At 72.2% G+C, this 25,963-nt stretch carries 25 protein-coding genes; 20 read left to right on the top strand and 5 right to left on the bottom strand.

What is annotated here, in order from left to right; all coding sequences use genetic code 11:
- Positions 1–37 precede the first annotated feature (37 nt).
- The 3 genes from D1350_RS21875 (at position 38) to D1350_RS21865 (ending at position 4,275) form a co-directional block, all read left to right on the top strand.
- The gene (locus D1350_RS21875; RefSeq protein WP_125778171.1) at positions 38–2,422 is read left to right on the top strand and encodes a RelA/SpoT family protein; all 2,385 of its coding nucleotides are present in this window, start codon (positions 38–40) and stop codon (positions 2,420–2,422) included.
- Positions 2,423–2,497: 75 nt separating this feature from the next.
- Positions 2,498–3,031, top strand: coding sequence for a Uma2 family endonuclease (locus D1350_RS21870; protein WP_164545274.1), 534 nt, complete (start codon positions 2,498–2,500; stop codon positions 3,029–3,031).
- 47 nt (positions 3,032–3,078) lie between these two features.
- Positions 3,079–4,275: an ATP-dependent DNA ligase gene (locus D1350_RS21865; RefSeq protein ID WP_125778169.1), complete on the top strand. Its 1,197-nt coding sequence runs from the start codon at positions 3,079–3,081 to the stop codon at positions 4,273–4,275.
- Positions 4,276–4,282: 7 nt separating this feature from the next.
- Here D1350_RS21865 and ligD read toward each other — a convergent pair whose 3' ends face one another.
- The 4 genes from ligD to D1350_RS21845 form a co-directional block, all read right to left on the bottom strand.
- Positions 4,283–5,359 (bottom strand): non-homologous end-joining DNA ligase, encoded by a 1,077-nt coding sequence (gene ligD, locus D1350_RS21860; RefSeq protein ID WP_125778168.1) that lies wholly within the window; start codon positions 5,357–5,359, stop codon positions 4,283–4,285.
- Positions 5,360–5,368: 9 nt separating this feature from the next.
- Positions 5,369–5,974, bottom strand: coding sequence for a hypothetical protein (locus tag D1350_RS21855; protein WP_125778167.1), 606 nt, complete (start codon positions 5,972–5,974; stop codon positions 5,369–5,371).
- A gap of 72 nt (positions 5,975–6,046) precedes the next feature.
- Positions 6,047–8,248, bottom strand: coding sequence for a DUF349 domain-containing protein (locus D1350_RS21850; protein WP_338068196.1), 2,202 nt, complete (start codon positions 8,246–8,248; stop codon positions 6,047–6,049).
- A complete protein-coding gene (locus tag D1350_RS21845) occupies positions 8,245–9,030 on the bottom strand; it encodes a peptidylprolyl isomerase (RefSeq protein WP_240644282.1) in 786 nt (261 codons plus the stop codon). Before D1350_RS21845 ends, D1350_RS21850 begins: the two co-directional genes overlap by 4 nt.
- Before the next feature lie 228 nt (positions 9,031–9,258).
- Between D1350_RS21845 and hisS the strand changes: the two genes are divergently transcribed.
- The 6 genes from hisS (at position 9,259) to D1350_RS21815 (ending at position 15,748) form a co-directional block, all read left to right on the top strand.
- On the top strand, positions 9,259–10,641 hold the full coding sequence (gene hisS / locus D1350_RS21840) for a histidine--tRNA ligase (RefSeq protein ID WP_125778165.1): 1,383 nt from the start codon (positions 9,259–9,261) through the stop codon (positions 10,639–10,641).
- Positions 10,634–11,161: a GNAT family N-acetyltransferase gene (locus tag D1350_RS21835; protein WP_164545273.1), complete on the top strand. Its 528-nt coding sequence runs from the start codon at positions 10,634–10,636 to the stop codon at positions 11,159–11,161. Before hisS ends, D1350_RS21835 begins: the two co-directional genes overlap by 8 nt.
- 314 nt (positions 11,162–11,475) lie before the next feature.
- The gene (locus D1350_RS21830; protein ID WP_125778163.1) at positions 11,476–12,144 is read left to right on the top strand and encodes a hypothetical protein; all 669 of its coding nucleotides are present in this window, start codon (positions 11,476–11,478) and stop codon (positions 12,142–12,144) included.
- A gap of 64 nt (positions 12,145–12,208) precedes the next feature.
- On the top strand, positions 12,209–12,703 hold the full coding sequence (locus D1350_RS21825) for a GNAT family N-acetyltransferase (RefSeq protein WP_125778162.1): 495 nt from the start codon (positions 12,209–12,211) through the stop codon (positions 12,701–12,703).
- 119 nt (positions 12,704–12,822) lie between these two features.
- On the top strand, positions 12,823–13,521 hold the full coding sequence (locus D1350_RS21820; protein WP_125778161.1) for a hypothetical protein: 699 nt from the start codon (positions 12,823–12,825) through the stop codon (positions 13,519–13,521).
- A 43-nt stretch (positions 13,522–13,564) separates the two neighbouring features.
- Positions 13,565–15,748 carry an intein-containing Rv2578c family radical SAM protein gene (locus D1350_RS21815; RefSeq protein WP_125778160.1) on the top strand — a complete coding sequence of 728 codons (2,184 nt, stop codon included), beginning with the start codon at positions 13,565–13,567 and terminating at the stop codon, positions 15,746–15,748.
- 7 nt (positions 15,749–15,755) lie between these two features.
- On the opposite strand, the gene D1350_RS21810 is transcribed toward D1350_RS21815, so the two are convergent.
- Positions 15,756–16,220 (bottom strand): PPOX class F420-dependent oxidoreductase, encoded by a 465-nt coding sequence (locus D1350_RS21810; protein ID WP_125778159.1) that lies wholly within the window; start codon positions 16,218–16,220, stop codon positions 15,756–15,758.
- Between the two features lie 73 nt (positions 16,221–16,293).
- Here D1350_RS21810 and D1350_RS21805 point away from each other — a divergent pair, with 73 nt between their 5' ends.
- From D1350_RS21805 to D1350_RS21755, 11 genes are all read left to right on the top strand, one after another.
- Positions 16,294–16,992: a FadR/GntR family transcriptional regulator gene (locus D1350_RS21805; RefSeq protein WP_125778158.1), complete on the top strand. Its 699-nt coding sequence runs from the start codon at positions 16,294–16,296 to the stop codon at positions 16,990–16,992.
- A 98-nt stretch (positions 16,993–17,090) separates the two neighbouring features.
- Positions 17,091–18,104, top strand: coding sequence for a C4-dicarboxylate TRAP transporter substrate-binding protein (locus tag D1350_RS21800; RefSeq protein ID WP_125778157.1), 1,014 nt, complete (start codon positions 17,091–17,093; stop codon positions 18,102–18,104).
- The gene (locus D1350_RS21795) at positions 18,101–18,679 is read left to right on the top strand and encodes a TRAP transporter small permease (protein WP_125778156.1); all 579 of its coding nucleotides are present in this window, start codon (positions 18,101–18,103) and stop codon (positions 18,677–18,679) included. The genes D1350_RS21800 and D1350_RS21795 overlap by 4 nt, the downstream gene beginning before the upstream one ends.
- Positions 18,676–19,974, top strand: coding sequence for a TRAP transporter large permease (locus D1350_RS21790; RefSeq protein ID WP_125778155.1), 1,299 nt, complete (start codon positions 18,676–18,678; stop codon positions 19,972–19,974). Before D1350_RS21795 ends, D1350_RS21790 begins: the two co-directional genes overlap by 4 nt.
- Positions 19,971–20,732 carry an SDR family NAD(P)-dependent oxidoreductase gene (locus D1350_RS21785; protein WP_125778154.1) on the top strand — a complete coding sequence of 254 codons (762 nt, stop codon included), beginning with the start codon at positions 19,971–19,973 and terminating at the stop codon, positions 20,730–20,732. Before D1350_RS21790 ends, D1350_RS21785 begins: the two co-directional genes overlap by 4 nt.
- Complete coding sequence (locus tag D1350_RS21780; protein WP_125778153.1) at positions 20,729–21,787, top strand: Ldh family oxidoreductase; 1,059 nt, start codon at positions 20,729–20,731, stop codon at positions 21,785–21,787. Before D1350_RS21785 ends, D1350_RS21780 begins: the two co-directional genes overlap by 4 nt.
- A gap of 99 nt (positions 21,788–21,886) precedes the next feature.
- A complete protein-coding gene (gene aspS, locus D1350_RS21775; protein ID WP_125778152.1) occupies positions 21,887–23,692 on the top strand; it encodes an aspartate--tRNA ligase in 1,806 nt (601 codons plus the stop codon).
- A complete protein-coding gene (locus D1350_RS24215) occupies positions 23,689–24,534 on the top strand; it encodes a GNAT family N-acetyltransferase (RefSeq protein ID WP_206074644.1) in 846 nt (281 codons plus the stop codon). Before aspS ends, D1350_RS24215 begins: the two co-directional genes overlap by 4 nt.
- Positions 24,535–24,593: 59 nt before the next feature.
- Positions 24,594–25,019, top strand: a complete 426-nt coding sequence (locus tag D1350_RS21765) for a DUF4190 domain-containing protein (RefSeq protein ID WP_125778151.1) — start codon at positions 24,594–24,596, stop codon at positions 25,017–25,019.
- 41 nt (positions 25,020–25,060) lie between these two features.
- Positions 25,061–25,402, top strand: a complete 342-nt coding sequence (locus D1350_RS21760; protein WP_125778150.1) for a hypothetical protein — start codon at positions 25,061–25,063, stop codon at positions 25,400–25,402.
- Positions 25,403–25,457: 55 nt separating this feature from the next.
- On the top strand, positions 25,458–25,958 hold the full coding sequence (locus tag D1350_RS21755; protein WP_125778149.1) for a DUF4190 domain-containing protein: 501 nt from the start codon (positions 25,458–25,460) through the stop codon (positions 25,956–25,958).
- The last annotated feature ends 5 nt before the right edge of the window (positions 25,959–25,963 follow it).

Here is a 25,963-nt window from a genome sequence, read left to right as displayed (position 1 = left end):
CGTTCCGGCAGTCGTCCCAGGCAGAAGGAGGCGCGCAATGTCCGAGAACACCACGGTGTCGCGCGCGCCGTCCGGCGGCGAACCAAGTTCCGGCTCGCAGGGCCGCCAGACGCCCGCGGTGCCCACCCCCGGGACTGGCGTGCGCGTGCGCAACCGCCTGGTCCGCCTGGGCGTGCGTGGCACGGGTTCGGGGGCCTCGACGGCCGCCATCGAGCCGCTCCTGCAGGCCGTGCGTTCCAACCACCCCAAGGCCGACGTCACGCTCATCGAGCGCGCCTACGTGATCGCCGAGAAGGCGCACCGCGGGCAGATGCGCAAGAGCGGTGACCCGTACATCACCCACCCGGTGGCCGTCTCCACGATCCTGGCGGAGCTGGGCTTCGAGGGCACCACCATCGCCGCGGCGCTGCTCCACGACACGGTGGAGGACACCGAGTACTCGCTGGACCAGCTCCGGACCGACTTCGGCGACGAGGTCACCCTCCTCGTCGACGGCGTGACGAAGCTGGACAAGGTCAAGTACGGGGACTCCGCGCAGGCCGAGACGGTCCGCAAGATGGTGGTCGCGATGGCGCGCGACATCCGCGTGCTCGTGATCAAGCTCGCCGACCGCCTGCACAACGCCCGCACGTGGAAGTACGTGCCTTCCAAGTCGGCGGAGCGCAAGGCGCGCGAGACCATCGAGATCTATGCGCCGCTGGCCCACCGGCTGGGCATGAACACGATCAAGTGGGAGCTGGAGGACCTGTCTTTCCAGGCCCTCTACCCGAAGGTGTACGACGAGATCGTGCACCTCGTGGCCGAGCGCGCGCCCGCCCGCAACGAGTACCTCGACGTGGTCAAGGCGCAGATCGAGTCCGACCTGCGGTCGGCGAAGATCAAGGCGACGGTCACGGGCCGGCCGAAGCACTACTACTCGATCTACCAGAAGATGATCGTGCGCGGGCACGACTTCGCGGAGATCTACGACCTTGTCGGCACGCGCGTCCTCGTGGACTCGGTGCGCGACTGCTACGCGGCGCTCGGCGCCATGCACGCGCGGTGGAACCCGGTCCCCGGCCGGTTCAAGGACTACATCGCGATGCCGAAGTTCAACATGTACCAGTCGCTGCACACGACGGTGATCGGCCCGGGCGGCAAGCCGGTCGAGATCCAGATCCGCACGCACGACATGCACCGGCGCGCGGAGTACGGCGTCGCGGCGCACTGGAAGTACAAGGAGGGCGCGCGGAGCAGCGCGCCCAAGAACGACGACCCCCGCAACCAGGACATGGCGTGGCTGCGCCAGCTCGTCGACTGGCAGCGGGAGACGGCCGACCCGGCGGAGTTCCTCGACTCGCTGCGGTTCGAGATCGGCGGCGACGAGGTCTACGTCTTCACGCCGAAGGGCGAGGTCATCGCCCTGCCGGCGGACGCCACGCCCGTCGACTTCGCCTACGCGGTGCATACCGAGGTGGGCCACCGCACCATGGGTGCGCGCGTCAACGGGCGCCTCGTGCCGCTGGACTCGTCGCTCGACAACGGCGACGTGGTGGACATCCTCACCTCGAAGTCGGAGACCGCCGGGCCGTCGCGCGACTGGCTAGCGTTCGTCAAGTCCCCGCGGGCCAAGAACAAGATCCGTCAGTGGTTCACGAAGGAGCGCCGCGAGGAGGCCGTCGAGACCGGCAAGGAGGCCATCGCCAAGGCGATGCGCAAGCAGAACCTGCCGATCCAGCGCCTCATGTCGCACGAGACCCTCGTGGGCCTGGCCGACGAGATGCGCTACCCCGATGTGTCGGCGCTGTACGCGGCGGTGGGCGAGGGGCAGGTCTCGGCTGCGAACGTGGTGGAGAAGCTGGTCCGCGCCCTCGGTGGCGAGAACGGCGCCGAGGAGGACATGGCGGAGGCCGCTCGCCCGGCTTTCGGCACGCCCACGCGGCGGGTCCGCGCGGGCGACCCCGGCGTGGCCCTCAAGGGTTCGGACAGCAACGACGTGTGGGTCAAGCTCGCGAAGTGCTGTACGCCGGTGCCGGGGGACGAGATCGTCGGCTTCGTGACCCGGGGCCAGGGCGTCAGCGTGCACCGCACGGACTGCGTGAACCTGGAAGGGTTGCGGAAGCAGCCCGAGCGGCTCGTCGAGGTCGACTGGACCACCGGCGCCAACACGATGTTCCTCGTCCAGATCCAGGTGGAGGCCCTCGACCGGGCCCGCCTGTTGTCGGACGTGACCCGGGTGCTGTCCGACAACCACGTGAACATCCTCTCGGCCTTCGTCTCCACCTCGAGCGACCGCCTGGCGATCTCGCGGTTCGTCTTCGAGATGGCCGAGCCGGCGCACCTCGCGACGGTGCTCGCGGCCGTGCGGAAGGTCGACGGCGTCTTCGACGTGCACCGCATCACGGGCACCAAGGCGGCGGAGCGCCCGCAGCTCCCAGTCTAGATGTCTAGGTTTCGACGGGCGGGATTGTCCGGGACGGGCCAGACTGGTCCCTGTACCCCGAAAGGAGGTGGCGCGATGACAGAGCTGCTGAGCCCGCTGAAGACGGACTGGACCGAGGCCGACCTGCAGCATCTCCCGGACGGGTACTTGTACGAGATCGTCGACGGAAGGCTGCTCGTGACACCCCCTGCCAAGGCTGGGCACCAGACGGTGGCCAGGGACATGCTCTTCAGGTTGCTCACGGGCGTGCCGAAGGGCTGGGACGTGCTCTACGAGATCGGCATCGCACTGGGGGAGAACCGGTTCGTCCCGGACATCGCTGTCCTGTCTCCCGGCGTCGTGCTCGCCGACGTCGAGTACAACGCCGTCCGTCCGGAGCTCGTCGTGGAGGTGGCGAGCCGGTCGACCGTGACCACGGACCGGGGCGACAAGTTGGTCGCGTACGCCGATGCGGGGATCCCGGCGTACTGGCGGGTGGAGCTGGACGGATCCGTGGTGGTCTACGCGCTCGCCGGTGAGTCGTACGAAGTGGTGGCCAAGGTGGCGTCGGGCGAGTCGATCGACCTCACCGAGCCCTTCCCGGTGACGGTCGTCGCGCCGCGCCGCTGACGCCCGACCACTCGCCCCGGCCCGCGGCTGGTGGCAGCATCGGGGCCATGACTGCGGACCTCGACCTGCCGGTGCTGCCCCCGGTCCTGCCCATGCTGGCCCGATCGGTGGCGAGCGTCCCCGACCAGGGCGAGGGGCCGCCGTCGTACGTCTACGAGCCCAAGTGGGACGGCTTCCGGGCGATCGTGTATCGCGACGGCGACACTGTGCGCATCGACTCGCGGAACGCGAAGCCGATGGAGCGGTACTTCCCGGACGTGGTCGAGGCGGTCCTCGACGCTCTGCCCGAGCGGTGCGTGGTGGACGGGGAGATCGTCATCGCCCGGGCGGGCGACGACGGTGCCCGGCTCGACTTCGCGCTCCTCTCGCAGCGCATCCACCCGGCGGCGTCGCGGGTCCGGCTCCTGGCGGGTCAGACGCCCGCGGCGTTCGTCGTCTTCGACGTCCTGGCCCTGGCCGACGACGACGTCTCCGCGCGGCCCCTGCGCGAGCGTCTCGACGTGCTGGACGGGCTCGGGTTGACCGGGCCGCTCGTGTTCCCCACACCGCGCACGTTCAACGCGGGGGTGGCCCGCGAGTGGTTCGGCTCGTTCGAGGGCGCGGGGCTCGACGGCGTCGTCGCGAAGCCGCTCGACGCTCCCTACGAGGCGAACAAGCGGACGATGCTCAAGGTGAAGCACGCGCGGACGGCCGACGTCGTTCTGGCCGGGTACCGGCTGCACAAGACGTCGACGGAGGCGAAGCCGTTGATCGGCTCCCTCCTGCTCGGCCTCTACGACCCCGCAGGGCAGGACGATTCAGGCAGGACCCTCGCGGGAGGCGCCGGTCAACTCCAGTTCGTGGGCGTCTCCGCCTCGTTCCCCGCAGCGCGGCGTGCGTCGTTGTTCGAGGAGCTGGCGCCGCTCGTCGTCGAGCCGGGCACCGTCGCGGCGGAGGAGCACTCGTGGGCCGACTGGCAGGACCCGGCCGCCGCGGCGGAGGGCAAGGAGCGCCGGCCGGGCGCGGTGTCGCGGTGGAGCAGCGGAAAGGACCTGTCGTTCACGCCGCTGCGGGCGGAACGGGTGCTCGAGGTGGGGTACGACCACATGGAGGGCACGCGTTTTCGCCACACGGCGCAGTTCAAGCGCTGGCGGCCGGACCGGGAGCCGGCGTCGTGCACGTACGAGCAGCTCGAGGAGCCGATCTCCTACGACCTGGGCGAGCTTCTGCCCGGAGCCCCGCTCGCCACGCTCGCCGAGAGCTAGGGCGGGGTCAGGTCTTCGGCCGGTCCCTGTCGCGGCTCGGCTGCACCCGCTTGGGCTCGCCCGGCATCTTCGGGTACTCCGGCGGGTACGGCAGGTCCCCGAGGCCGTGCTCGGCCTCGTCGCGGTCCGCGAGGTCCAGGGCCGGACGGAGGTCGCAGTCGAGCGACGGGTCGCGGTCCGCGCGCAGGGCGGCGTACAGGTCGCCCTTCTCGGTGAGGCGTGCCGGGACGGTGGTGACGTCGAAGTCGTCCGGGTGGACCTGGTCCACCTCGTCCCACTCGAGCGGCGTGGACACCGTGGCCCGCTTGTTGGCGCGGATGGAGTACGCCGAGGCGATGGTGCGGTCGCGCGCCATCTGGTTGTAGTCGACGAAGATCTTCTCGCCGCGCTCCTCCTTCCACCACTTCGTGGTGACCTTCTCGGGGAGACGGCGCTCCAGCTCCCGGCCGATCGCGATCGTCGCGCGCCGGGCCTGCGTGAACGACCAGCCGGGCGTGAGCGGCACGAAGACGTGCAGCCCCCGGCCGCCCGACGTCTTCGGGTAGCCCGTGAGCCCCAGCTCCGTCAGCAGCTCCCGCAGGTAGGGGGCCACCGCGACCGCCTCGGCGAACGCGGTGCCCGGCTGGGGGTCGAGGTCGATCCGCAGCTGGTCCACCGCCTCGACGTCGTCCCGGCGGACCGGCCACGGATGGAACGTGAGCGTGCCCAGGTTGGCCGCCCACGCCACGACGGCGGGCTCCGTAGGGCACACCTCGTCCGCGGTGCGACCGCTGGGGAAGGCGATCGTCGCTGTCTCGACCCAGTCAGGAGCGCCTTGCGGGAGGCGCTTCTGGTAGAAGGCGTCGCCGTGGCTGTCGGCCCGGGTGGACATGACCGCCCCGTCGAAGAAGCCCTTGGGCCAGCGCTCCAGGGTGGTGGGCCGGTGCAGCAGCGCGCCGGTGATCCCCTCGGACACCGCGACGAAGTACTCCACCACCTGCAGCTTGGTGAGACCACGGTCCGGGAAGACGACCCGGTCCGGGCTGGAGACGCGCACGGTGCGGCCGGCCACGTCGAGCTCGACAGCGGGAGTCTTGGTCGCCATGGAGCCAAACTAGCCGGGCTGCGCCGCCACCGCCGCCGAGAGCGCCCGGCGCGCCGCGGGCCGTCCGACGACGCGCTGCCGCTGCTCCAGCAGCCGCGCCGCGAGACGTAGGTCCGCTCCCGAGCCCGCCAGCCCGCGCAGGAGCGTGACCGCCTCCGCGTGCGGCACCCGGCAGGCGACCTCCACCGCGGCCCGGACAGGCGACATGACAGGCACGCCCGCGACGCGGTCCGTGTCCCGGTGCAGGCCCGGCACCTGGTGCACGAGCAGGCCCGGGCGCGGGGCGGGGTGGTGCGTGCCCACGGGGTAGGCCACCTCGGTCGGAGTCCCCGTGGGGAGCCGGACCGTGAGCGCTCCCCGGTACAGCCCCGTGTGCACCCACGCGGCGGAGCGGCCCGCAAGGACGCAGCGCGGCGGCACGACGGCGGCCAGGGCGAGCGCCCGGTGCACCGCCGTCAGGACGGTGCCGCGGGGGACCGCAGCGTCGTCGTGCAGGAGCTCCAGCGCGCCCGCCTGCAGGAGGTCCGCCCAGGCCGCGCGGCCGCCCACCTGGTGCGGTGTCACGACAGGGAGGGCAGGCCGGGGAGCCGGGTCGAGCAGCGTCGCGAGCGTCACGGACCGACCCTAGACGCAGGCCGCCCGGTCGCGCTGAGCGCGGCCGGGCGGCCTGTGGACGAGCGGGAAAGGTCAGCCGCGGCTGTCCTCGGCCGCCTTGACGACCTGCTCGAGCCACGACTTGCGGGCCGCCAGCGCCGACTCCAGCTCGGCGACCTTCCGCTTGTCACCGGCGGACTGCGCCGCGGCGAGGTCGCCCTCGAGCGACTCGATCGCGGACTGGAGCTGCGCCGCGGCACCCTCGGCGCGTGCCCGCGTCTCCGGGTTGCTGCGGTTCCACTGCGCCTGGTCGGCGTCGCGGATGGCCGTCTCGACCGCACGGAGGCGACCCTCGACACGCTGCACGTCGCCGCGCGGCACCTTGCCCGCCTGCTCCCAGCGCTCCTGGATGTCGCGCAGGGCGGCCTTGGCCGACGAGAGGTCCTTGACCGGGACCAGACGCTCCGCCTCGGCGAGCAGCGCCTCCTTGACCTTGAGGTTCTCGCCGAACTCCGCGTCCAGCGCGGCGTTCTGCTCGTCACGAGCCGCGAAGAACGCGTCCTGCGCCGCCCGGAACCGGGCCCACAGGGCGTCGTCGTCCTTGCGCGACGCGCGGCCCGCGGCCTTCCAGCGCGCCATCAGGTCGCGGTACGTACCGGCCGTGTGGCCCCAGTCGGTGCTCGTCGACAGGGCCTCCGCCTCGGCGACCAGCTTCTCCTTCTCCATCTTCGCGGCGCTGTTGCGCTGCTCCAGGTCGGCGAAGTAGTGCCGGCGCTCGCGGTCGAACGTGGTGCGCGCGTGGCTGAACCGCTTCCAGAGGGACTCCTCCGTGGTGCGGTCGATACGCGGACCCGTGCGCTGGGTCTCCTTCCAGCGGTCGAGCAGGCTGCGGAGCTCCTCCCCGGCCGGACGCCACTGCATCTTCGCCGGGTCGGTCTCGGCGATCCGCTCGGCGGCCTCGACGATCGACGTGCGCGCGGCGACGGCCTCCGCCTTGGCGGCGGCGCGGGCCTCCTCCAGCGCGGCACGACGCTCGGCGGCGCGGCCGCGAAGACCCTCGACCCGGGTGCGGAGGCCGTCGAGGTCGCCGACGGCCGCGGGCTCCGCGGTCTCCTCGGCGAGCTTCGTCAGGGTCTGGTCGATCTCCTTGACCGACAGGTCCGCGCTGTCGAGGCGGGCCTCGAACAGGCCAACCTTGGCGGCGAGGTCCAGGTAGCGACGCACGTAGAGGCTCATCGCCTCGTCGGTGCTCACCCCGGGGAACTGGCCGACGGCGCGCTCACCCGCCTCTTCGCGGACGTAGACGGTGCCGTCCTCGTCGACCCGGCCGAACGTCTGGGCCTCGGCCGCTGCTGCGGCGTCCGCGGCGGCGGGCGCGACGACCGGGGCGGCCGGGGCCGTCGCGGGGGTCACGGCGTCCGGGGCGGTGGCCGGAGCCGACGGGCGGACCGCGGACGGCTTCGGGGCCCGCGGGCGGGCCAGTGCGGCGGGGGAGGGCGCTGCCGGGCGGGCGGGTGCCGGGGCGGCAGGCGCGGCCTGCGCGACGACGGGCTCGGACTCCGGTGCGGCCTCGGCCTTTGCGGGGGCCGCGGCCTCTTCGGCTGCGGGGGCCGCGGCCTCGGGAGCAGCGGGGGAGACCTCGGCCTCGGCCTCGACGGGTGCGTCGGCGACCTCCTCGGCCGGGGCAGGCTCGGCGGTGGCCTCAGCCTCGGGAGCCTCCTCGGAAACCTCGGCCTCGGCCTCGGCCTGGGCGGGAGCCGCGGGGGCCTCCTCCGTAGCGGCTTCCTCCGTAGGAGCCTCCTCGGCGGGGGCGTCGCTCTCCTCAGGCGTCTCCTCGTCGGGCGAGTCGGCCGAGTCCGGAGAGTCAGGCGAGTCAGGCGAGTCGGGGGAGTCCGGCGAGTCGGCAGACTCGGCCGCGGCGCTCTCCTCGGGCTCGGCCGGCTCTGCGGCCGCGTCGGCCTCCGCCTCGGGCTCGGCCTCGGCGGCGAGGGCCTCGGCGGCGACAGCCTCGGCGGGTGCCTCCTCCGCGACGGGCTCCGCGACGGGCTCGTCGGCGGCCACGTCGGCCTCAGGGGTCTCGACCTCGGGCTCGGGCGTCACCTCGGCCGCAGGGGCCGTCTCCTCGGTGGCGTCCTCCTCGGCGACGGCGGGCGCGGTGGCGACCGTGGCGTCGTCGGGCACCGAGGGCTCAGCCTCGACTGCGGGGGTCTCCGGAGTCTCGGCCGTCTCCTCCGGCTCGGCTGCGGCCGCGTCCTTGACGCGACCGGACGCCTCGCGCTCGGTGCTCTCGCTCACTGGGTCTCAACTCCTTCGATGGTGACGGGGTTGGCCGGGGTGCCGTCAGGGGCACCACCTTCCACTCCCACGTCAGCGACTGCCTGGACAAAGTCCAGGCCGGACGTGATCTTGCCGAACACTGTGTAGCCACCCGCCGAGTCGGACGGGATGGTCGAGTCCTCGTAGACGAGGAAGAACTGGGAGCCCATCGACTCGGCGTCGTTGCTGACGCGCGCCATGGCGACGGTGCCCGCGGGGTACACGTCGTCGGCGGGGGCGTTCTCGACGGGGCCGAAGGTGTAGCCCGGGCCGCCGGAGCCGGTGGCAGTCGGGTCGCCGCACTGCAGCACGTAGATGCCGTCGGTCGTCAGGCGGTGGCACTGCGTCCCGTCGAAGTAGCCCTCCTGGGCGAGCGTCACGAAGCTGGCGACGGCTTGCGGGGCTGCCGCACCGTCGAGCTCGAGCGTGATGTCGGCCTCGGTGTCACCGGAGCAGCTCTGCAGCGTGACGGTCCAGGTGCGGTCCTCTGCGGCCTCGGGGGCGGCGAGCGTGTAGCCCTCGCGCGAGTCGGTCGAGCCCGCGGGGCAGGTGCTGGCCCCGGTAGCCGTGTCGTCCCCGGCGGGGTCCGACGACGTCACGATCGCAGCGACCGCGATGCTGCCCACGACGGCGATCACGGCGACGAACGCGACGATCGTCCAGACACGCTGACGGTGCGCCCGCGCCTTCGCCTGACGCTCTGCCCACTTGGCCTGACGCTTCGCTGCGTTGACCCGATCGCGCTGCTTGGTGGTCGACACCCGCCACCGCTCCTCTCTCGAACCGGTTTCCGTATGACGGCAGGACGAATCCTCCCGTGCGGGGACAGTGTAGGCATCGCAGCCCTGGTGACACCGCGCGGACGGGGAAACCGGACAGGGTTGGGCCGGTTCGTCCATGGTTCACCCGCCCGCCGCACGCCCCTGGCACTCGCTCGTCCTGTGGAAAGCGCGGGCCCCGGTGCCCCCCGACGTGGGAAGATCTGAGGCATGGCTCGTCCCACCCCACTCTCCGGCTTCCCCGAATGGCTCCCTGACGGTCGCATCGTCGAGCAGCACGTCCTCGACACGCTGCGGCACACGTTCGAGCTGCACGGGTACGCGGGGATCGAGACCCGGGCCGTCGAGCCGCTCGACCAGCTGCTGCGCAAGGGCGAGACCTCCAAGGAGGTCTACGTCCTCAGCCGCCTGCAGGCCGAGGCCGGCGACCGGCCGTCGTCCAGCGAGAAGCAGCTGGGCCTGCACTTCGACCTGACCGTCCCGTTCGCCCGCTACGTCCTGGAGAACGCCGGGCACCTCGCGTTCCCGTTCAAGCGTTACCAGATCCAGAAGGTGTGGCGCGGCGAGCGCCCCCAGGACGGGCGGTTCCGCGAGTTCGTCCAGGCCGACATCGACGTCGTCGGCGCGGGCGAGCTCCCGTACCACTACGAGGTCGAGGTCCCGCTCGTCATGGCAGAGGCCTTCGCCGCGCTGCGCGCCGTCGGCCTGCCCGAGGTGCGGATCCTCGTCAACAACCGGCGGGTCGCCGAGGGCTTCTACCGGGGTCTCGGCCTCGAGGACGTCGAAGGCGTCCTCCGTCAGATCGACAAGCTCGACAAGATCGGCCCCGAGGCCGTCTCAGGGCTCCTCGTCGCGGAGTGCGGCGCCACCGAGGACCAGGCCAAGGCCTGCCTCGCGCTCGCGGCCATCTCCGGCGCGGACGCCACCGTCGTGGACGAGGTCCGGTCGCTCGCCGCCTCCTACGGCGCGGGCAACGAGCTGCTCGAGACCGGCCTCGCCGAGCTCGGGGCGCTCATCACCGCCGCCGCCGAGCGCGCGCCGGGCGTCGTCGTCGCCGACCTGAAGATCGCCCGCGGGCTCGACTACTACACCGGCTCGGTCTACGAGACCGTGCTGGTCGGCCACGAGCAGCTCGGGTCCGTCTGCTCCGGCGGGCGGTACGACACCCTGGCGTCGGACGGCAAGAACACCTATCCCGGCGTCGGCATCTCGGTGGGCGTCTCACGGCTCGTCTCGCGGCTCCTGTCCGGCGGTCTCGTCCGGGCGACACGCTCCGTCCCGTCCGCCGTCGTCGTCGCCGTGACGTCCGAGGAGACCCGCGCGGCGTCCGACGCCGTCGCCACCGCCCTCCGCGCCCGTGGCATCCCCGTCGAGGTGGCGCCCAAGGCCGCCAAGTTCGGCAAGCAGATCCAGTACGCCGACCGGCGCGGCATCCCGTTCGTCTGGTTCCCCGGCACCGCCGGCGAGGACGGGACGCCCGGCCCGGACCAGGTCAAGGACATCCGCTCGGGCGAGCAGTCCGACGCCGATGCCGCGACCTGGCAGCCCCCGGCCGAGGACCTCTGGCCCCGGGTCGTCCCCGCGGGTGCCTGAGGTCCCGCCGGAACGCCTCGCCCTCCCGCAGACGCGGACGGGCGACCTGCCCGCGAGCCTGCGGGCTCTCGTCGGCGCGGACTGGCCCCTCGAGGCCGAGCTCTCCCGCGTCCCGGACGTACCGCTCTGGACCCACTACCCGCCGTCCATGACGGAGCGGGAGGCGCGCACGCGCGCCGCCCGCTCCGCCGTGCGGCGGGCGCAGGGCGTCGCCGCCCGCTACGTCCTGCTGTCCGACGACGTCCCGGCCGGCACCGCCGGGATCGGTGCCCTGGACACGACCCGACCCGAGGTCTTCTACTCCCTCCTGCCCGGCCACCGCGGGCGAGGGCTCGCCACCCGCGCCACCGCGGTGCTCGCCGGATGGGCGCTCGCGGCCGGGTTCCCACGGATCGCGCTCCTGACGATGCCCGGAAACACGGCCAGCGAGGCTGTGGCCCGGCGCAGCGGCTTCGTCGCGGCGGGGGAGGAGACCGGGGTCGGCGGCCGCCTGGTGCACGTCTGGCTGCGGTCGGGCTGAACAGGCTCGGATCACGCTGTTCGCTGATGCCCTGCCGGACAAGCAGGGCGCCGTCGTCGGCGGGTTCATCGACACCCTCAACCGGCTCCGTCGCGTCGAGGTGGCCGACGACGAGCTTGCTGCGACCCGGGCGCGCATGCTCAAGCATCTCGGCCTCCCCGAGCTCGGTGCAGCGTTCCTCCCGTCGTACGCGATGAGCCTGCTCATGGGCCACCCGGTCCAGTCGCCGGAGCAGGTCAGGGCGGAGCTCGAGGCTGTGACCGCCGCGGAGGTCCGGGAGGTCGCGCGGTCCGTCTGGGACGGCGCTGTGGATCGTGCCGGGTCGCGGCATCGACTGGGCGGGGCCGGTTCCCGCACCCGACCATCCTGCGACCCCTGTGGTCCAGGGCCGCAGGCTGCCGCGGCGGGGCAGCTCCGACGTGGCCCTGGTCCTGGCCCCCGAGGGCGTCTCGCTCACGACGACCGACTCCGCCAGCACGGTGCGCTTCGACGAGCTCGCCGCGATGACCACGCGGCCCGACGGGGCGCGGCACCTGACCGCGCGGGACGGGTATGTCGTCAGCGTCGAGCCCACGCTCCACCCCGGCCTGACGCCTGAGCAGGTCGCCCAGGAGATCGATGCCCGGGTCCCCGCGCACCTCGTCGTACCGCTACCGGCCCGCGACCCGAGCCGGATCCCGCAGCCGGTGGCGTCGCAGACCGGGCGGTCACGTCGGGGTCGCGCAGCCAGGGAGGGCCGGCCGCGCACGGCGGCGGACAGGGCCGGAGAGATCGTCCGTCGAGTCACGTCGATGGTGGCGTTCGGCGGGATCGGACTGTTCGTGCTGCTCATGGCAGCGGTGGGCTTCAGCGAGGGGGTCGAGTCCGGCCTGGCTGAGGACTGGACACTCGCCTCCGTCTTTCTTGCGGTCGCCCTTGTGCTCCTCGTCGCGGCGGGGTGGGACGTCCGCAAGCTCGTCCGCGTGCTGCGGCAGCACGACTGACCGATGGCTGTCGCGCCCGAACGGACGTGCTATTTCGTGAGGTCCGACATGGCACCCTGGACTGATGCACCTGGACCCGACCGAGACACCTCCGCACCTCCGCCGGGCGGTTGCTGTCGACGCGCCCAGGATCGCGGAGATCTACCTGCGCTCCTTCGCCGCGGCGCTGCCCGGCGTGCGTCGCACCCACAGCGACGACGAGGTCCGCGCCTGGTTCGGTGACATCGTCGTCCCGGCGGGGCGCACGTGGGTCGCGGTGGCCGACGACCTGGTGGCCGGTTTCCTCGTGCTCGACGACGGCTGGATCGCCCAGCTCTACCTCGACCCCGACCGGCGCGGCCACGGGATCGGCGACCGGTTCGTCGACCTGGCCAAGGCCGAGCACCCGGGCGGGCTGAGCCTGTGGACGTTCCAAGCCAACTGGCCGGCGCGCCGGTTCTACGAGCGGCACGGGTTCGTGCCGGTCGAGCACACCGACGGCCGCGGCAACGAGGAGCGCGAGCCCGACGTCCGCTACGCCTGGGACCCGCACCCGTGGACCCGCCTGGCGCGGGGATAATTACTGATCGGTAAGTTATGCCACTTCAGTCAGGTACCGTCCGGCGGGGATCGAATTGATCCGTCGGAATCACCCCGTGCGGACTGCCGGCCCGGGGCGGGAAGCCGGGGGGCACGGCGATGGCTGGTTCTGAATCACCACGCGAGGGCATCGTCGGCGAGTGGGCCGAGGCCCTGGTGCAGGTCACCCGTTCTGTTCTTCCGCTCGCGAACCGTCCGAGGCGGGCTGGTCGCCGGTCGCCCGGTGACGGCCCTTCCGGCGACAACGTCCTGCAGCCAGGCCCCGTCCGGAGGGTGTGGAAGTTCGCCGTGCCCGCGATCGTGGCGGGCGGTGCCATGGCCCTCGCCTGGTCCGCGTGGGCGTTCGCCCCGGTGGTGACCGAGGCGAGGCAGCTCCCGTGCGACGTCGGCCCGGGCACTGCCCACTACGCCGCAGACGTGGCCTGGGTCGAGTACGGCCGGGACCTGGTCGGACTGGCCCTGCCCGACCCCCGCGACCACCTCGACGTCACCTGGGCGACCACGGCTCAGGGCGAGGCGCGCGGGGAGGGCGCGGGGCCGGCGTCGGGCAGCGTGAGCGTGGTCTTCCGCGACCCGGCGGGCGTGGCCTACCCGGCCGCGCGGGCCGTCGTGGCCGACGGAACGGTGACCTCCCGGGACGACATCTCCCGAGGCCTCGCGCACCCCGCGTCCGGGGCTTTCCACGTGGCGCCCCCGCGGGCGCTGCTGGACGGCGCGGAGCGGGGCTGGGTCGTGGAGACGGTGCTGGCCGTCGACGGCATGGTGGTCGCGTCGTGCGAGGCGTGGCTGGGGGAGTGACCTCGGCTTGCGCCAAGGGTAGAACGCGTGTTCGAATGCCCGAGTGAGATGGGACGGACAGGCGATCGCGAACGACGACGGCGCGCTGCCCGGGCTCGAGCTGTCGGGCCTGCGGCGCGCCGGGCTCCTGCGTACCGTGCGGGCGCCTGAGTTCGCGGGGATGGCGTTCCACGAGGTCGTGGCTAAGAGCGCGCTGTCGCAGGTGCCGCCGATGTCGCAGATGCCGTTCCGCTGGACGATCAACCCGTACCGGGGATGCAGCCACGCGTGCACCTACTGCGTAGATCCTTCCACGCTGGTCCTCATGGCGGACGGCAGGCAGAAGCCGATCCGTGAGGTGCGAGTCGGCGACAACATCGTCGGGACGGAGTTCGATGGGAAGTACCGGCGCTATGTCGAGACGACGGTCGAGGCTTGGTGGGGCACCGTCAAGCGTGCCTACCGGGTGACGCTCGAGGACGGGACGGAGATCGTCTCGAGCGGCGACCACCGGTTCCTCACCGAGCGTGGCTGGAAGCACGTCGCACCGCCCGCCAAGGGGGAGGCGCAGCGCCCTTACCTGACGACCAACAATCGTCTCCAGGGTTTTGGCACGGGTATGCCCACGCAGGCCTATGAGTCACCTGCCGCGACGATCGAGTACCGCCGCGGCTATCTCACCGGCATGATCCGCGGTGACGGAATGCTGTTCGCGAAGACCTACGACCGTGCGTCGGGGGGTCGCTTGACCGTCACGATGTTCCGTCTCGCGCTGGTCGACGACGAGGCGCTGGTGCGGTCCCAGTCGTACCTTGAGCTGGCGGGCGTCACGACGACACGGCGCCCGTTCGCCCGCGCGACGGTGAACCGTCAGGCGATGGACGGGATCTTCACCTCGACGCGCGGCAACTACGCCCGGATCAACGAGATCATCACCTGGCCGGAGAGCCCGTCCCGTGACTGGTCGATCGGTTTCCTCGCGGGCATCTTCGATGCGGAAGGCAGCTGCGACGGCCAGGTCCTGCGGATCTCAAACTCCGACGAACGCATGCTGACCACGACCATGCAGGCGCTTGACATCCTGGGCATTGCGCACGTCCGGGAGCGGGCCGCGTCGAACGGTGTTGCCACGATCCGGGTCTCCGGGGGTCTGCCGAGCCGACGGCGCTTCTTCATGCTGACGAATCCCGCGATCACGCGAAAGCTGTCGATCGTCGGCGCCGCGGTGAAGACGTGGGGATCTTTGCGTGTTGTCTCGGTCGAAGACCTCGGCTCCGAGGCGGACATGGTCGACATCACGACAGGTACCGGGGACTTCATTGCGAACGGAGTCATCAGCCACAACTGCTTCGCGCGGCCCACGCACGAATACCTCGACCTGGACGCCGGGGCCGACTTCGACTCCCAGGTGGTCGTCAAGGTCAACGTCGACCAGGTCCTGCGGGCAGAGCTCGCCAAGCCGTCGTGGGCCCGCGAGTCGGTGGCGCTCGGCACCAACACCGACCCGTACCAGCGGGCCGAGGGCCGGTACAAGCTCATGCCCGGCATCATCTCGGCGCTCGCCGACTCCGGCACGCCGTTCTCGATCCTCACCAAGGGCACGCTGCTGCGGCGTGACCTGCCCCTGCTGACTGCCGCTGCCGAGCGGGTCGACGTCGGCATCGGCGTCTCGCTCGCGTTCGCCGACGAGGAGCTGCAGCAGGCGATCGAGCCCGGGACGCCCACGCCGCGCGCGCGGCTGGACCTGATCCGCGCGGTCCGGGACGCGGGCCTCCCGTGCGGCGTCATGGTGGCGCCCGTGCTGCCCTGGCTGACAGACTCGCTCGACCACCTGCGGCGGCTTCTCGACTCCGTCGTCGAGGCCGGGGCCACCGGCGTGACGGTGATCCCGCTGCACCTGCGCCCTGGCACCCGCGAGTGGTACCTCGGGTGGCTGGAGCGCGAGCACCCACGACTCGTCGCCGGGTACGGACGCGTGTACGGGCGTGGCGCCTACGCCCACAAGGGCTATCGCGACTGGCTCTGGGCCCGCGTGCAGCCGCTGCTCGACGAGCGCGGGTTCGGCAGCTCGGGGCACCGGCGCCGCGGCGGGGGCACGTCTCCGGGCGGCGGCACGTCCACCGACGGCGTCGCGGCGTCCGACCGGCACGACGACGGCGACTATCCCTCGGGCGCCCTCCCCGGACTGTCGGCGAGGCCGGGACCGATGCCCCTCGCCGCCGCGGGGACCGAGCAGGTGCTGTTCTGAGAACCGCTCAGTCCGCGAGGCGCGCCGGGAAGCCGCCCGTCGCCACCGGCCCCCAGCGCTCGATCGTGATCCGGACCACCGACTTGCCCTGCTTCACCATCGCGTCGCGGTACTCGTCCCAGTCCGGGTGCTCGCCGGCGGCCGCGCGGTAGTACTCGACGAGCGGCTCGACGGACTCGGGCACGTCGAGGACCTCAGCCGTCCCGTCCACCTGGACCCACGCGTCGCCGAAGTCGTCGCCGAGCGCCAGGAACGAGGCCTGCGGGCGCCGCTTGAGGTTGAGCACCTTGGCCCGCTCCGGGTACGTGGAGACCACCACCCGGCCTTCGCCGTCGACGCCGTAGGTCACGGGGCTGAGCTGCGGGCCGCCGTCGCTCCGCGTCGTGACGAGCACCCCGTTGCGGCGGGAACGGAGGAACTCGAGGAGCTCCTCGCGGGTGGTCCGGGTGCTGGTCGCGATCGTCCTGGCCATGACCGACAGGCTACTCGCCGCGGCGCAGACCGAGCAGGTGCTGTTCCGACACGGGCGGTGCGATGATGCCCGGGTGGCATCCAGCTCTCTGCACCGGCACGTGGCCGACGCCCTGGGACGACAGGTAGCCGGCGGGGACCTGGCTGCCGGCAGCGTGGTCAACCTCGCGGACCTGGAACGGGAGCACGGCGTGTCCCGGACCGTGGCGCGGGAGGCCATGCGCCTGCTCGAGTCGCTCGGGATGGTGGAGGCGCGGCGCCGGGTTGGGCTCATCGTGGCGCCACCGGAGCACTGGAACGTCCTGAGCCCGCAGGTGATCGAGTGGCGCCTGAGCGGGCCCGGGCGGGACGCTCAGCTGCGCACGCTCCTGGACCTGCGCGTGGCGGTGGAGCCGATGGCGGCACGGGGCGCCGCCGAGCACGCGACGGACGCCGAGCGGCAGCGGCTCGTCATGCTCGCCGAGCGGCTGCTCGAGATGGGGCGTGCCGGGCTGGGGCAGACGGAGGAGTACCTGGAGACCGACGTCGAGTTCCATCAGACGATGCTGCGGTCGAGCGGGAACGAGATGCTCGCCGCCCTGGCGCAGGTCGTGAAGAGCGTCATGGTCGCGCGGACCCGGCTTGGCCTGTCGCCGTCGGACCCGGTCCAGGCCGTGCTGGAGCACCACGTGACGACCGCACGGGCGATCCGCGAGCGGATGCCTGAGGCCGCGGAGGTCTACGCGCGGCTGCTCGTCTCCCGGGTCCGCGCGGAGTTCGTCCTGCCGGGCTGACGCCCGCCAAAGGGAATACTTGTGCGCCTCGTGAGGGCGTGGCAATATCGCATTTGACGGGACCAATCCAGCGTACGAGGTCGTACGAGGGGGCGAACATGTCGAAGCGGAAGATCGCAATAGTAGTATCAATCGGCTTCGCAGCGGCGGTGTCCGCCGGCTGCGGGGGCGGCGGGCCGGACGCCGGACAGGGCGAGGGGCAGGAGCAGTTCGAGCTCCGGTTCAACCACGTGCTCGCCGAGAGCGAGCCGTTCCACCAGGGCTTCCTGGACTGGGCCGAGGCCGTCGAGGAACGCACCGACGGCGGCCTGACCATCGAGGTGTTCCCCTCGGCGCAGCTGGGCGTCGAGGAGGACATCATCGAGCAGATCCAGGGCGGTGCGAACATCGGCCAGAACACGGATGCCGCCCGGCTGGGCCAGTACGTCGAGGACATCGCCGTGATGAACGGCCCGTACTTCGCCGACGACCTGGCCGAGGTCGAACAGCTCAAGGAGAGCGAGACGCTGCAGGGCTACCTCGACGAGCTCGAGGAGCAGGGCCTGAAGGTGCTCTCGTTCAACTGGGTCCAGACCCACCGGCACTTCTTCACGAACAAGGAGATCGACACACCCGAGGACCTCTCCGGGATGCGCATCCGCACGCCGGGGTCACCGATCTGGCAGGAGTCCGTCCGGGCGCTGGGCGCTGAACCGGTCGCCATGGACTTCGGCGAGATGTACTCCGGGATCCAGCAGGGCGCCGTCGACGGCGCGGAACTCGTCTACGCGAACATCCCCGGCGGCAAGCTCTACGAGGTGCTGAGCCACGCCAGCGAGACGGGCCACATCCTGCTGATCAACTTCGAGGTGGTCAGCTCGGAGTGGTTCGACTCGCTGCCCACCGAGTACCAGGAGATCCTCGTCGAGGAGGCCGACAAGGCCGGTATGGAGACCTCGCAGACCATGGAGGACCAGGTCGAGGACGTCAAGGCAGACCTGCTCGACCGTGGCATGACGATCAACGAGGATCCCGACGTCGACGCCTTCCGTGAGGCGGGCGAGGCGGCGTACGAGAGGCTCGGACTCACCGAGGTGCGCGACCAGATCTGGTCGGAGATCGGCAAGGAATGACCCGGGCCTACGAGGCGCTCGGCCGGGTCGAGCTGCGCTTCACCCAGGCGTGCCTGGTGCTCATGACGCTGCTCGTTCTCCTCTCGGCGACGTCGCGCACCGCAGGCCGCCCGCTGTCCTGGACGGTGGACCTGGCGACCTTCGTGTTCGCCTGGGCCGTGTTCGTCGGGGCCGACGTCGCGTGGCGGCGCGACCGGATGGTGACCATCGACCTGCTCGCGGTCCGGCTCCCGGCCAGGCCGCGCAACGGTGTCCGGCTCGCGAACGACGTCCTCATCGCCGTTTTCCTGGTGGCCAGGGTGGTGACGGGCGTGCAGCTCGCCGGTGACGCTGCCGACCGGAGCTTCAGCGGCCTGCCGTGGCTCAGCTACACCTGGGTCACGCTGTCGGTGCCGGTCGGCTGCCTGCTCATGCTCGTCACGACGCTCCGCCGGATCCGCCGTGACGTCGCGGCACTGCGGGAGCCCGGCGAGCCCGGGCCTGCCGAGCCGGGGCCGGCCGAGCCGGGCCCGGCCGGGCCCCGGCCGGCCGTCGAGCCCGGCCCTGCCGAAGGGACGCAGGGGGCGGGCCTGTGATCACCGTCTTCGTGGTCTTCCTGATCCTGGTGGCGCTCGGCATGCCCGTGGCGTTCGCGATCGGCGTCTCGGGATTCCTGTACTACCTGACCGAACCCACGAGCGACCTGACGCTGGCCGCCCAGCTGACGGTCACGCAGACCCAGAACTTCGCGATCCTCGCGATCCCGCTCTTCGTGCTGGCGGGCAACTTCCTCAACGAGACCGGCATGACGCGGCGCCTGCTCGACCTGTCGTCCACCCTCACGGGACACCTCCGCGCGGGCCTGGGCCACGTCAACGTGGTCACGGCGTTCACGATGGGTGGCGTGACGAGCTCCGCGATCGGGGACGCCACCATGTTCGGCCGGGTGCTCGGCCCCGGCATGACGGCGCGTGGCTACGCGCCCGGCTTCGCCGCCGGCCTGATCGGTACGTCGGCCATCATCACCACGCTCGTGCCGCCCGGGACCGGGCTGATCCTGTACGGGACGCTCGGCGAGGTGTCGATCGGCCGGCTGTTCGCCGCGGGTGTGGTGCCGGGCATCCTCCTGGCGCTGCTGCTCATGGCCGCCGTCGGGGTGACGGCGCACCGCAACGACTATCCGCGCGAGCGTCACCGCATGGCGCGGCCGCGCGAGATCGGGTCCGCGGCGGGCAGGAGCGCGTGGGCGCTGCTGTTCCCCGTGATCCTGATCCTGGGCCTGCGGTTCGGGTACTTCACCCCCTCGGAGGCCGGCGCCTTCGCCGTCGCGTACGCGGTGCTCGTGGGGGTGCTGTTCTACCGCGAGCTCTCCTGGCAGCGGCTGGGGCGCGCGCTGGGAGACACCGCGGTCGACGTCGGCATGATCATGTTCCTGATCGCCATCTCCGGGACGTGGACCCGTGGGCTGACTTGGGACCGGGTCCCGCAGCGGCTGATGGACGGCCTGCTGGGGATCACGGAGAACCCGACGCTGCTCATGCTGGTCCTGGTCGTGGCGCTGCTCGTGATCGGGATGTTCATGGACTCGACGGTCCTGATCCTCCTGCTCACCACCATGCTGGTGCCGGTCGCGGAACGCGTCGGGATCGACCCGGTGCACTTCGGCATCGTCATGGTGCTGACGCTCACTCTCGGCCTCCTCACCCCGCCGGTCGGTGTGGTGATGCTCATCGCCTGCGCGATGTTCGACACCACGGTCCCGGCCTACCTGCGGCAGTCCGGGTATCTCTTCGGAGCGATCGCCCTTCTCCTGGTGGGTGTCGTGCTCGTCCCGGAGCTCAGCCTGTGGCTCCCGGACCTCGTGTTCGGGGCCACGGAGGCGACGCCATGACGGGGGACCTCACGGGGCGCACCGCGCTCGTGACCGGTGCCGGCGCGGGCATCGGCCGGGAGACCGCCGTGCTGCTCGCCCGCCGGGGGGCCGACGTCGTCGTCAACTCCCGCACCGCCGAGGGCGGGTTGCACACCGTGTCCGCCATCATGGCCGACGGCGGCCGCGCGGTCCTGGCCGCGGGCGACGTCGCCGACCCCGCCACCGCCGCCGCAGCGGTCGCCGTCGCCCTGGAACGGTTCGGCCGCCTCGACATCCTCGTCAACAACGCCGGCATCGCGATCCCGGGAACCGTCGAGACGACGTCGGACAGCGAGCTCGAACGCATGCTCGCCGTCAACGTCAAGGGCATGGTCCACATGTGCCGGGCCGCACTGCCCGCGCTCCGCGAGACCCGCGGCGTCATCGTGAACGTCGCCTCCGCGGCCGCGCTCAAGGGGCATCACGAACGCGCCGTCTACGCCGCGACGAAGGGAGCCGCCGTCGCGCTCACGCGATCCATGGCCGTCGACCACGCGACCCACGGCGTCCGCGTCAACTGCGTCTGCCCCGGCACCACGCTCACCCCGGCCCTCGCGGACAAGATCGCCGCCGCGCCCGACCCATCGGCGCAGGAGGCGGCCTTCGTCGCCCGCCAGCCGCTGGGGCGCCTCGGCCGGGCCGACGAGATAGCGGCCGCCATCGCCTTCGTCGCCTCGGACGAGGCGGCGTTCATGACCGGCTCGGTGCTCGTCGTCGACGGCGGGATGACGATGTGAGCCCGCCCCTGCGCGTGCCCTACCCCGACCTCGAACGGTTCGCCGAGGCGTGCCTGGTCGAGGCAGGGGCCCCGCACGCCCACGCGAGAACCACGGCCGCCCACCTCGCGCGGACCGACGTGTTCGGCGTGCACTCCCACGGGCTGAAGAACCTCGGCGGCTACCTCGACAAGGCGCGGCGCGGCGGACTCGACCTCGCGGCGAGCCCCACCGCGGTCGTCGACGGCCCCGCGTACGCGCTGCTCGACGCACACAACGGGCTCGGCATGGTCGCCGGGGACACCGGGGTGCGCACCGCCGTCGCCAAGGCCAGGCAGACGGGCGTGGCCGTCGTCGTCGTCCGCGGGTCCACCCACTTCGGGGCCGCCGGACTGTACGCGCTGACCGCAGCCGAGGCCGGCATGGTCGGCATCGTGGCGAGCAACGTCGACGCCAACATGACGGCGCCCGGCGCTCGCGGCAAGGTGCTCGGGAACAACCCCCTCGCCTACGCGGTGCCAGCCGGCCGGTACCCGCCCGTGATGCTGGACATCGCGCTCAGCCAGGTCGCCTCGCTCAAGGTCGTCAAGGCACGCGACGCCGGCACGCCCGTTCCCGAGGGCTGGATCGTCGACGGCGAGGGCCGGCCCACCACAGACCCGTCCCGCTACCCCGACGAGGGCGTCATGCTGCCCATGTCGTCGCACAAGGGCTACGGGCTCGCCGTCCTCGTGGACGTGCTGACCGGCATCCTGGCGGCCGGTCCGACGTCGGACCAGATCCCCTCGTGGCTGTTCGAGCCGGACGTTCCCAACGGTGTCGCGCACGTCTTCCTGGTGGTCGACCCCGCGGTGTTCGGCGGTGCCCCGCCGGTCGGCCAGCGGGTCGCCGACTACCTCGACCGGCTGCACGCGGCGCCCCTCGCCCAGGGCGCCGAGGAGATCCTCCACCCCGGGCAGCTCGAGTGGCGTCGGCACGACGACGCGCTCGCCCACGGGGTGGAGCTGCCGGACGACGTCGCGGCGTCCCTCGCTGAAGCCGGGCGGAGGGCCGGGGTGCGGGCCCCCTGGGCGTAGCCGGACGCCGACCACCGACTAGACTCGCCAGGGCGTCCTCGACCGACGCCGTCGCTGCCCGACGTCGTCGGGCCACCCCACGTTTCGAAAGGAACCTCCGTGCTCCGCACCCACACGGCCGGCTCTCTGCGGGCCGAGCACATCGGTCAGACCGTCACCCTCACGGGCTGGGTCGATCGTCGCCGGGATCACGGTGGAGTGGCCTTCATCGACCTGCGTGACGCCTCCGGCATCGCCCAGGTCGTGATCCGCGACGAGTCCGTCGCCCACCCCCTCCGCGCCGAGTACGTGCTGCAGGTCACGGGTGAGGTCAGCCGCCGTCCCGAGGGCAACGCGAACGCGAACCTCGCGACCGGCGAGGTCGAGATCATCGCCCGCGAGGTCGTGACGCTCAACGAGTCGGCGCCGCTGCCGTTCCAGGTGTCGACGGCGCTCGCGGACACCGAGGTGATCGGCGAGGAGGCGCGCCTCAAGCACCGCTACCTCGACCTGCGCCGCCCCGCGCCCGCCACGGCCCTCCGCCTGCGCGCGAAGGCGAACCAGGTGGCACGCCGCGTGCTCGACGAGCACGACTTCGTGGAGATCGAGACGCCGACCCTGACCCGGTCCACGCCGGAGGGTGCCCGCGACTTCCTCGTGCCGGCCCGCCTCTCGCCGGGCTCCTGGTACGCCCTGCCGCAGTCGCCCCAGCTGTTCAAGCAGCTGCTCATGGTCGCCGGCATGGAGCGCTACTACCAGATCGCCCGCTGCTACCGCGACGAGGACTTCCGCGCGGACCGGCAGCCGGAGTTCACGCAGCTCGACGTCGAGATGAGCTTCGTCGAGCAGGACGACGTCATCGACCTCACCGAGAAGATCCTCGTCGCGCTGTGGGACCTGATCGGCTACAAGATCCCCACGCCGATCGCGCGCATGACGTTCCACGAGGCGATGCGCCTCTACGGCTCGGACAAGCCTGACCTGCGGTTCGGCAACCCCCTGGTCGAGCTGACGGACTACTTCAGCGACACCCCCTTCCGCGTGTTCCAGGCGGAGTACGTGGGCGCGGTCGTGATGGCGGGCGGCGCCGACCAGCCGCGCCGTCAGTTCGACGCGTGGCAGGAGTGGGCGAAGCAGCGCGGTGCCCGCGGGCTCGCGTACGTGACGTTCGCGGCCGACGGCACGCTGGGCGGCCCGGTGGCCAAGAACCTGTCCGACGCCGAGCGCGACGGCCTCGCGGCGGCCACCGGCGCCCAGCCGGGTGACGCTGTCTTCTTCGCCGCGGGCAAGACGACCGACGCGCGGGCCCTGCTCGGCGCCGCCCGTCTCGAGATCGCGCGGAAGCTCGGCCAGATCGGCACCCCCGAGACGGACGACACGTGGTCGTTTGTGTGGGTCGTGGACGCGCCGATGTTCAAGCCCGCCGGCGAGGACGACGACGTCGACCTCGGCAGCTCGGCCTGGACGGCCGTGCACCACGCGTTCACGTCGCCCACGGCGGAGTGGCTCGACACGTTCGACAAGGACCCGGGCGAGGCCCTGGCCTACGCGTACGACATCGTGTGCAACGGCAACGAGATCGGTGGCGGCTCGATCCGTATCCACCGCCGGGACGTGCAGGAGCGCGTGTTCCAGGTGATGGGGATCGGTGAGGCCGAGGCACAGGAGAAGTTCGGCTTCCTGCTCGACGCCTTCCAGTTCGGAGCGCCGCCGCACGGCGGGGTCGCGCTCGGCTGGGACCGCATCGTCGCCCTGCTGACGAAGTCGCCGTCGATCCGCGACGTGATCGCCTTCCCGAAGTCGGGCGGCGGCTACGACCCGCTCACGGCGGCGCCGGCACCGATCACGCCGGAGCAGCGCAAGGAGGCGGGCGTGGACGCCAAGCCCGAGGCTCCGGCCACCCAGGTGGCCGCTCCCGCGGAGTGAGCGCGGGGCCGGTCGCCGGACGGCGCCTGGCCGGGCGGGGGCTCGCGCACCCGTTCCTCGTCCACCCGTTCGGCTGGCTGACCGTCGCGTCGTGGTCGGACGGGCGGGACGACGACGGCGCGGCCGCGCTCGTGCGGATCGCGCCCCGCGACCGCCGCCCCCACGCTCCCGTCCTGGTGGGCGTGGGGGAGCCGTCCCGCTTGGCCGTCCTGCTGCGCGACGTGGCGGCCGACGTGCCGGAGCCGGCCGCGGTCTCCCTGACCCGCGGTACCGGGACGCACGCGGAGGACGTGCTGGCGCGCCGGCACCTTGCCCGGCGGTCCACGTGGGACCGCCTTGCGATCGAGCGGGAGCCGGACGTGCCGCCGGGCACGCCCGACCCTGCGGCGGTCGAGCTGCTCGACGTCGTCGCCGCGGAGGCCGGGGCGTCGTCGGCGTCTGCGGAGGCTGCGGGGCAGGCGCCACGCGAGAAGGGCCGGGACGCCGCCGCCGTCGAGGAGTGCCTGGCCGCGTCGAACCCGACCACGTCGCACCGCCCCGGCGACCGGCTGTCGACCTGGTACGGGTGGCGCGACGCCGACGGGACCCTCGCCGCGGTGGCCTGCGCGACGACCCCGCCCGACGGCGGCCTGGTGCACCTCGGCGGCATCGGCACCCGCCCCGAGCGGCGTGGTCGCGGCTTCGCTGCGGCGGTGACGGCGCGGGCCACCTCCGACGGCGTCCGGGACCACGGTCTCGTGGTGCTCGGGATGTACGACGACAACGACGTGGCGCGCCGCGTGTACGAGCGGCTCGGGTTCGAGCTGATGCACGAGGTGGAGACGTGGCGCCCCGAGCGGTGACGACGACCTGCGGTGACGCGCTGCTACGCTCTCGCCGGACCCGACGGAGAGGCGTACCGATGTCACAGCAGGAACCCGGCTGGGGCTCGCCCGAGGGACAGCCGGTCCAGCCGGCGTACGGCCCGTCCGCGTCGTCCCCGGAGCAGCAGCCGGCACCGGTGTACGGGACGCCCGCTGGTCCGCCCGGGCCGTACGGCGTGCGACCGGCTCTGCCGCAGAACAGCCTCGCGGTGTGGTCGCTCGTCCTGGGCGTCGTCGGCTTCTTCTTGGTCTCGGCCTTCGGTCTCGGCCTGGTTCCCGGGATCATCGCGATCGTCCTGGGTGTGAAGGGGCACAAGGCCGTCCGGGCGGGCCTGGCTGACAACGGCGGCCTGGCGACGGCGGGCATCGTCCTGGGGTCGCTCGCTGCCCTGGGTGGAGTCCTCGTGGCCGGGTTCTTCGGCCTCTTCTGGTTCCTCGACGCGGTCCAGTTCGGTTATGGCTGAGCAGCCGTACGGCCCGAGCGTGTTCAGGGAGGCCTAGGACCGTGACCGAGCACGAGCCCCGTCCCGTCGAGCAGGCCTCGACCTCGAAGAACGGCCTGGGCCGCCTTGCGTGCGCCCTGGGCGTGGGGTCCGCCGCATCCGCGGCCCTCGTCCGCCAGATGGTGATGCCGTTCAGCGTCTGGATGTACGCCCTGTGGGGGCTCATCTTCGTTACCGCAGTCGTGGCACTGGTCGCGGCCTGGAACGCGCGGCGGGCTGTCCGTGCCGGTCTGGCGGACAACCGGGGTACTGCTCTCGTCGGCGTCGTCGCCGCCTGGCTCAGCATCGCGTGGATCGCCTTCGGCGTGTTCGTCGTCGTGTTCATGGCGATGAACGGCTGGTAGCAGATGGTCCCGGTGCTGCTAACCTCGGGCGTCCCTGGTTCGAAAGGTACCTTTTATGACGCAGGCCGACGGCGGCTGGAGCTCGCCGCCCCCGCAGCCCGACCAGCCCTACACGGGTCAGCCGGAACAGCCCTACACGGGTCAGCCGCAGCCGGACCAGCAGCCGTACGGCTCGCCCTACACCGGTGCGCAGCCTGACCTGACCCAGCGGTACGCGGGTCAGCCGTACCAGAACCAGCCGGGCCGGCCCGGTCAGCAGTACCCGGCGTACGGCTATGCGCCGGCGCCGGCCATGCCGAAGAACGACCTCGGCGTCCTCGCGCTCGTGTTCGGCATCCTCGCGGTGGTCGGGTTCGGCCCTCTCGCGGGGATCCCGGCGATCATCCTCGGCAGCAAGGCCAAGGCGGCGGAGCGGGCAGGACTCGCCAACAACGGCAGCCTCGCCACCGCGGGCATCGTGACCGGCTGGATCGGCATCGCCGTCGTCACGCTGATCGTGCTCTTCTACGTGCTGGTGTTCCTGCTGGTCGCGGTGACCGAGTCGTCGTCGTACTGACTGCT

This window comes from Antribacter gilvus (assembly GCF_003946865.1).
Classification (GTDB): domain Bacteria; phylum Actinomycetota; class Actinomycetes; order Actinomycetales; family Cellulomonadaceae; genus Antribacter; species Antribacter gilvus.
This window is presented reverse-complemented; position numbering and strand designations above follow the sequence as displayed.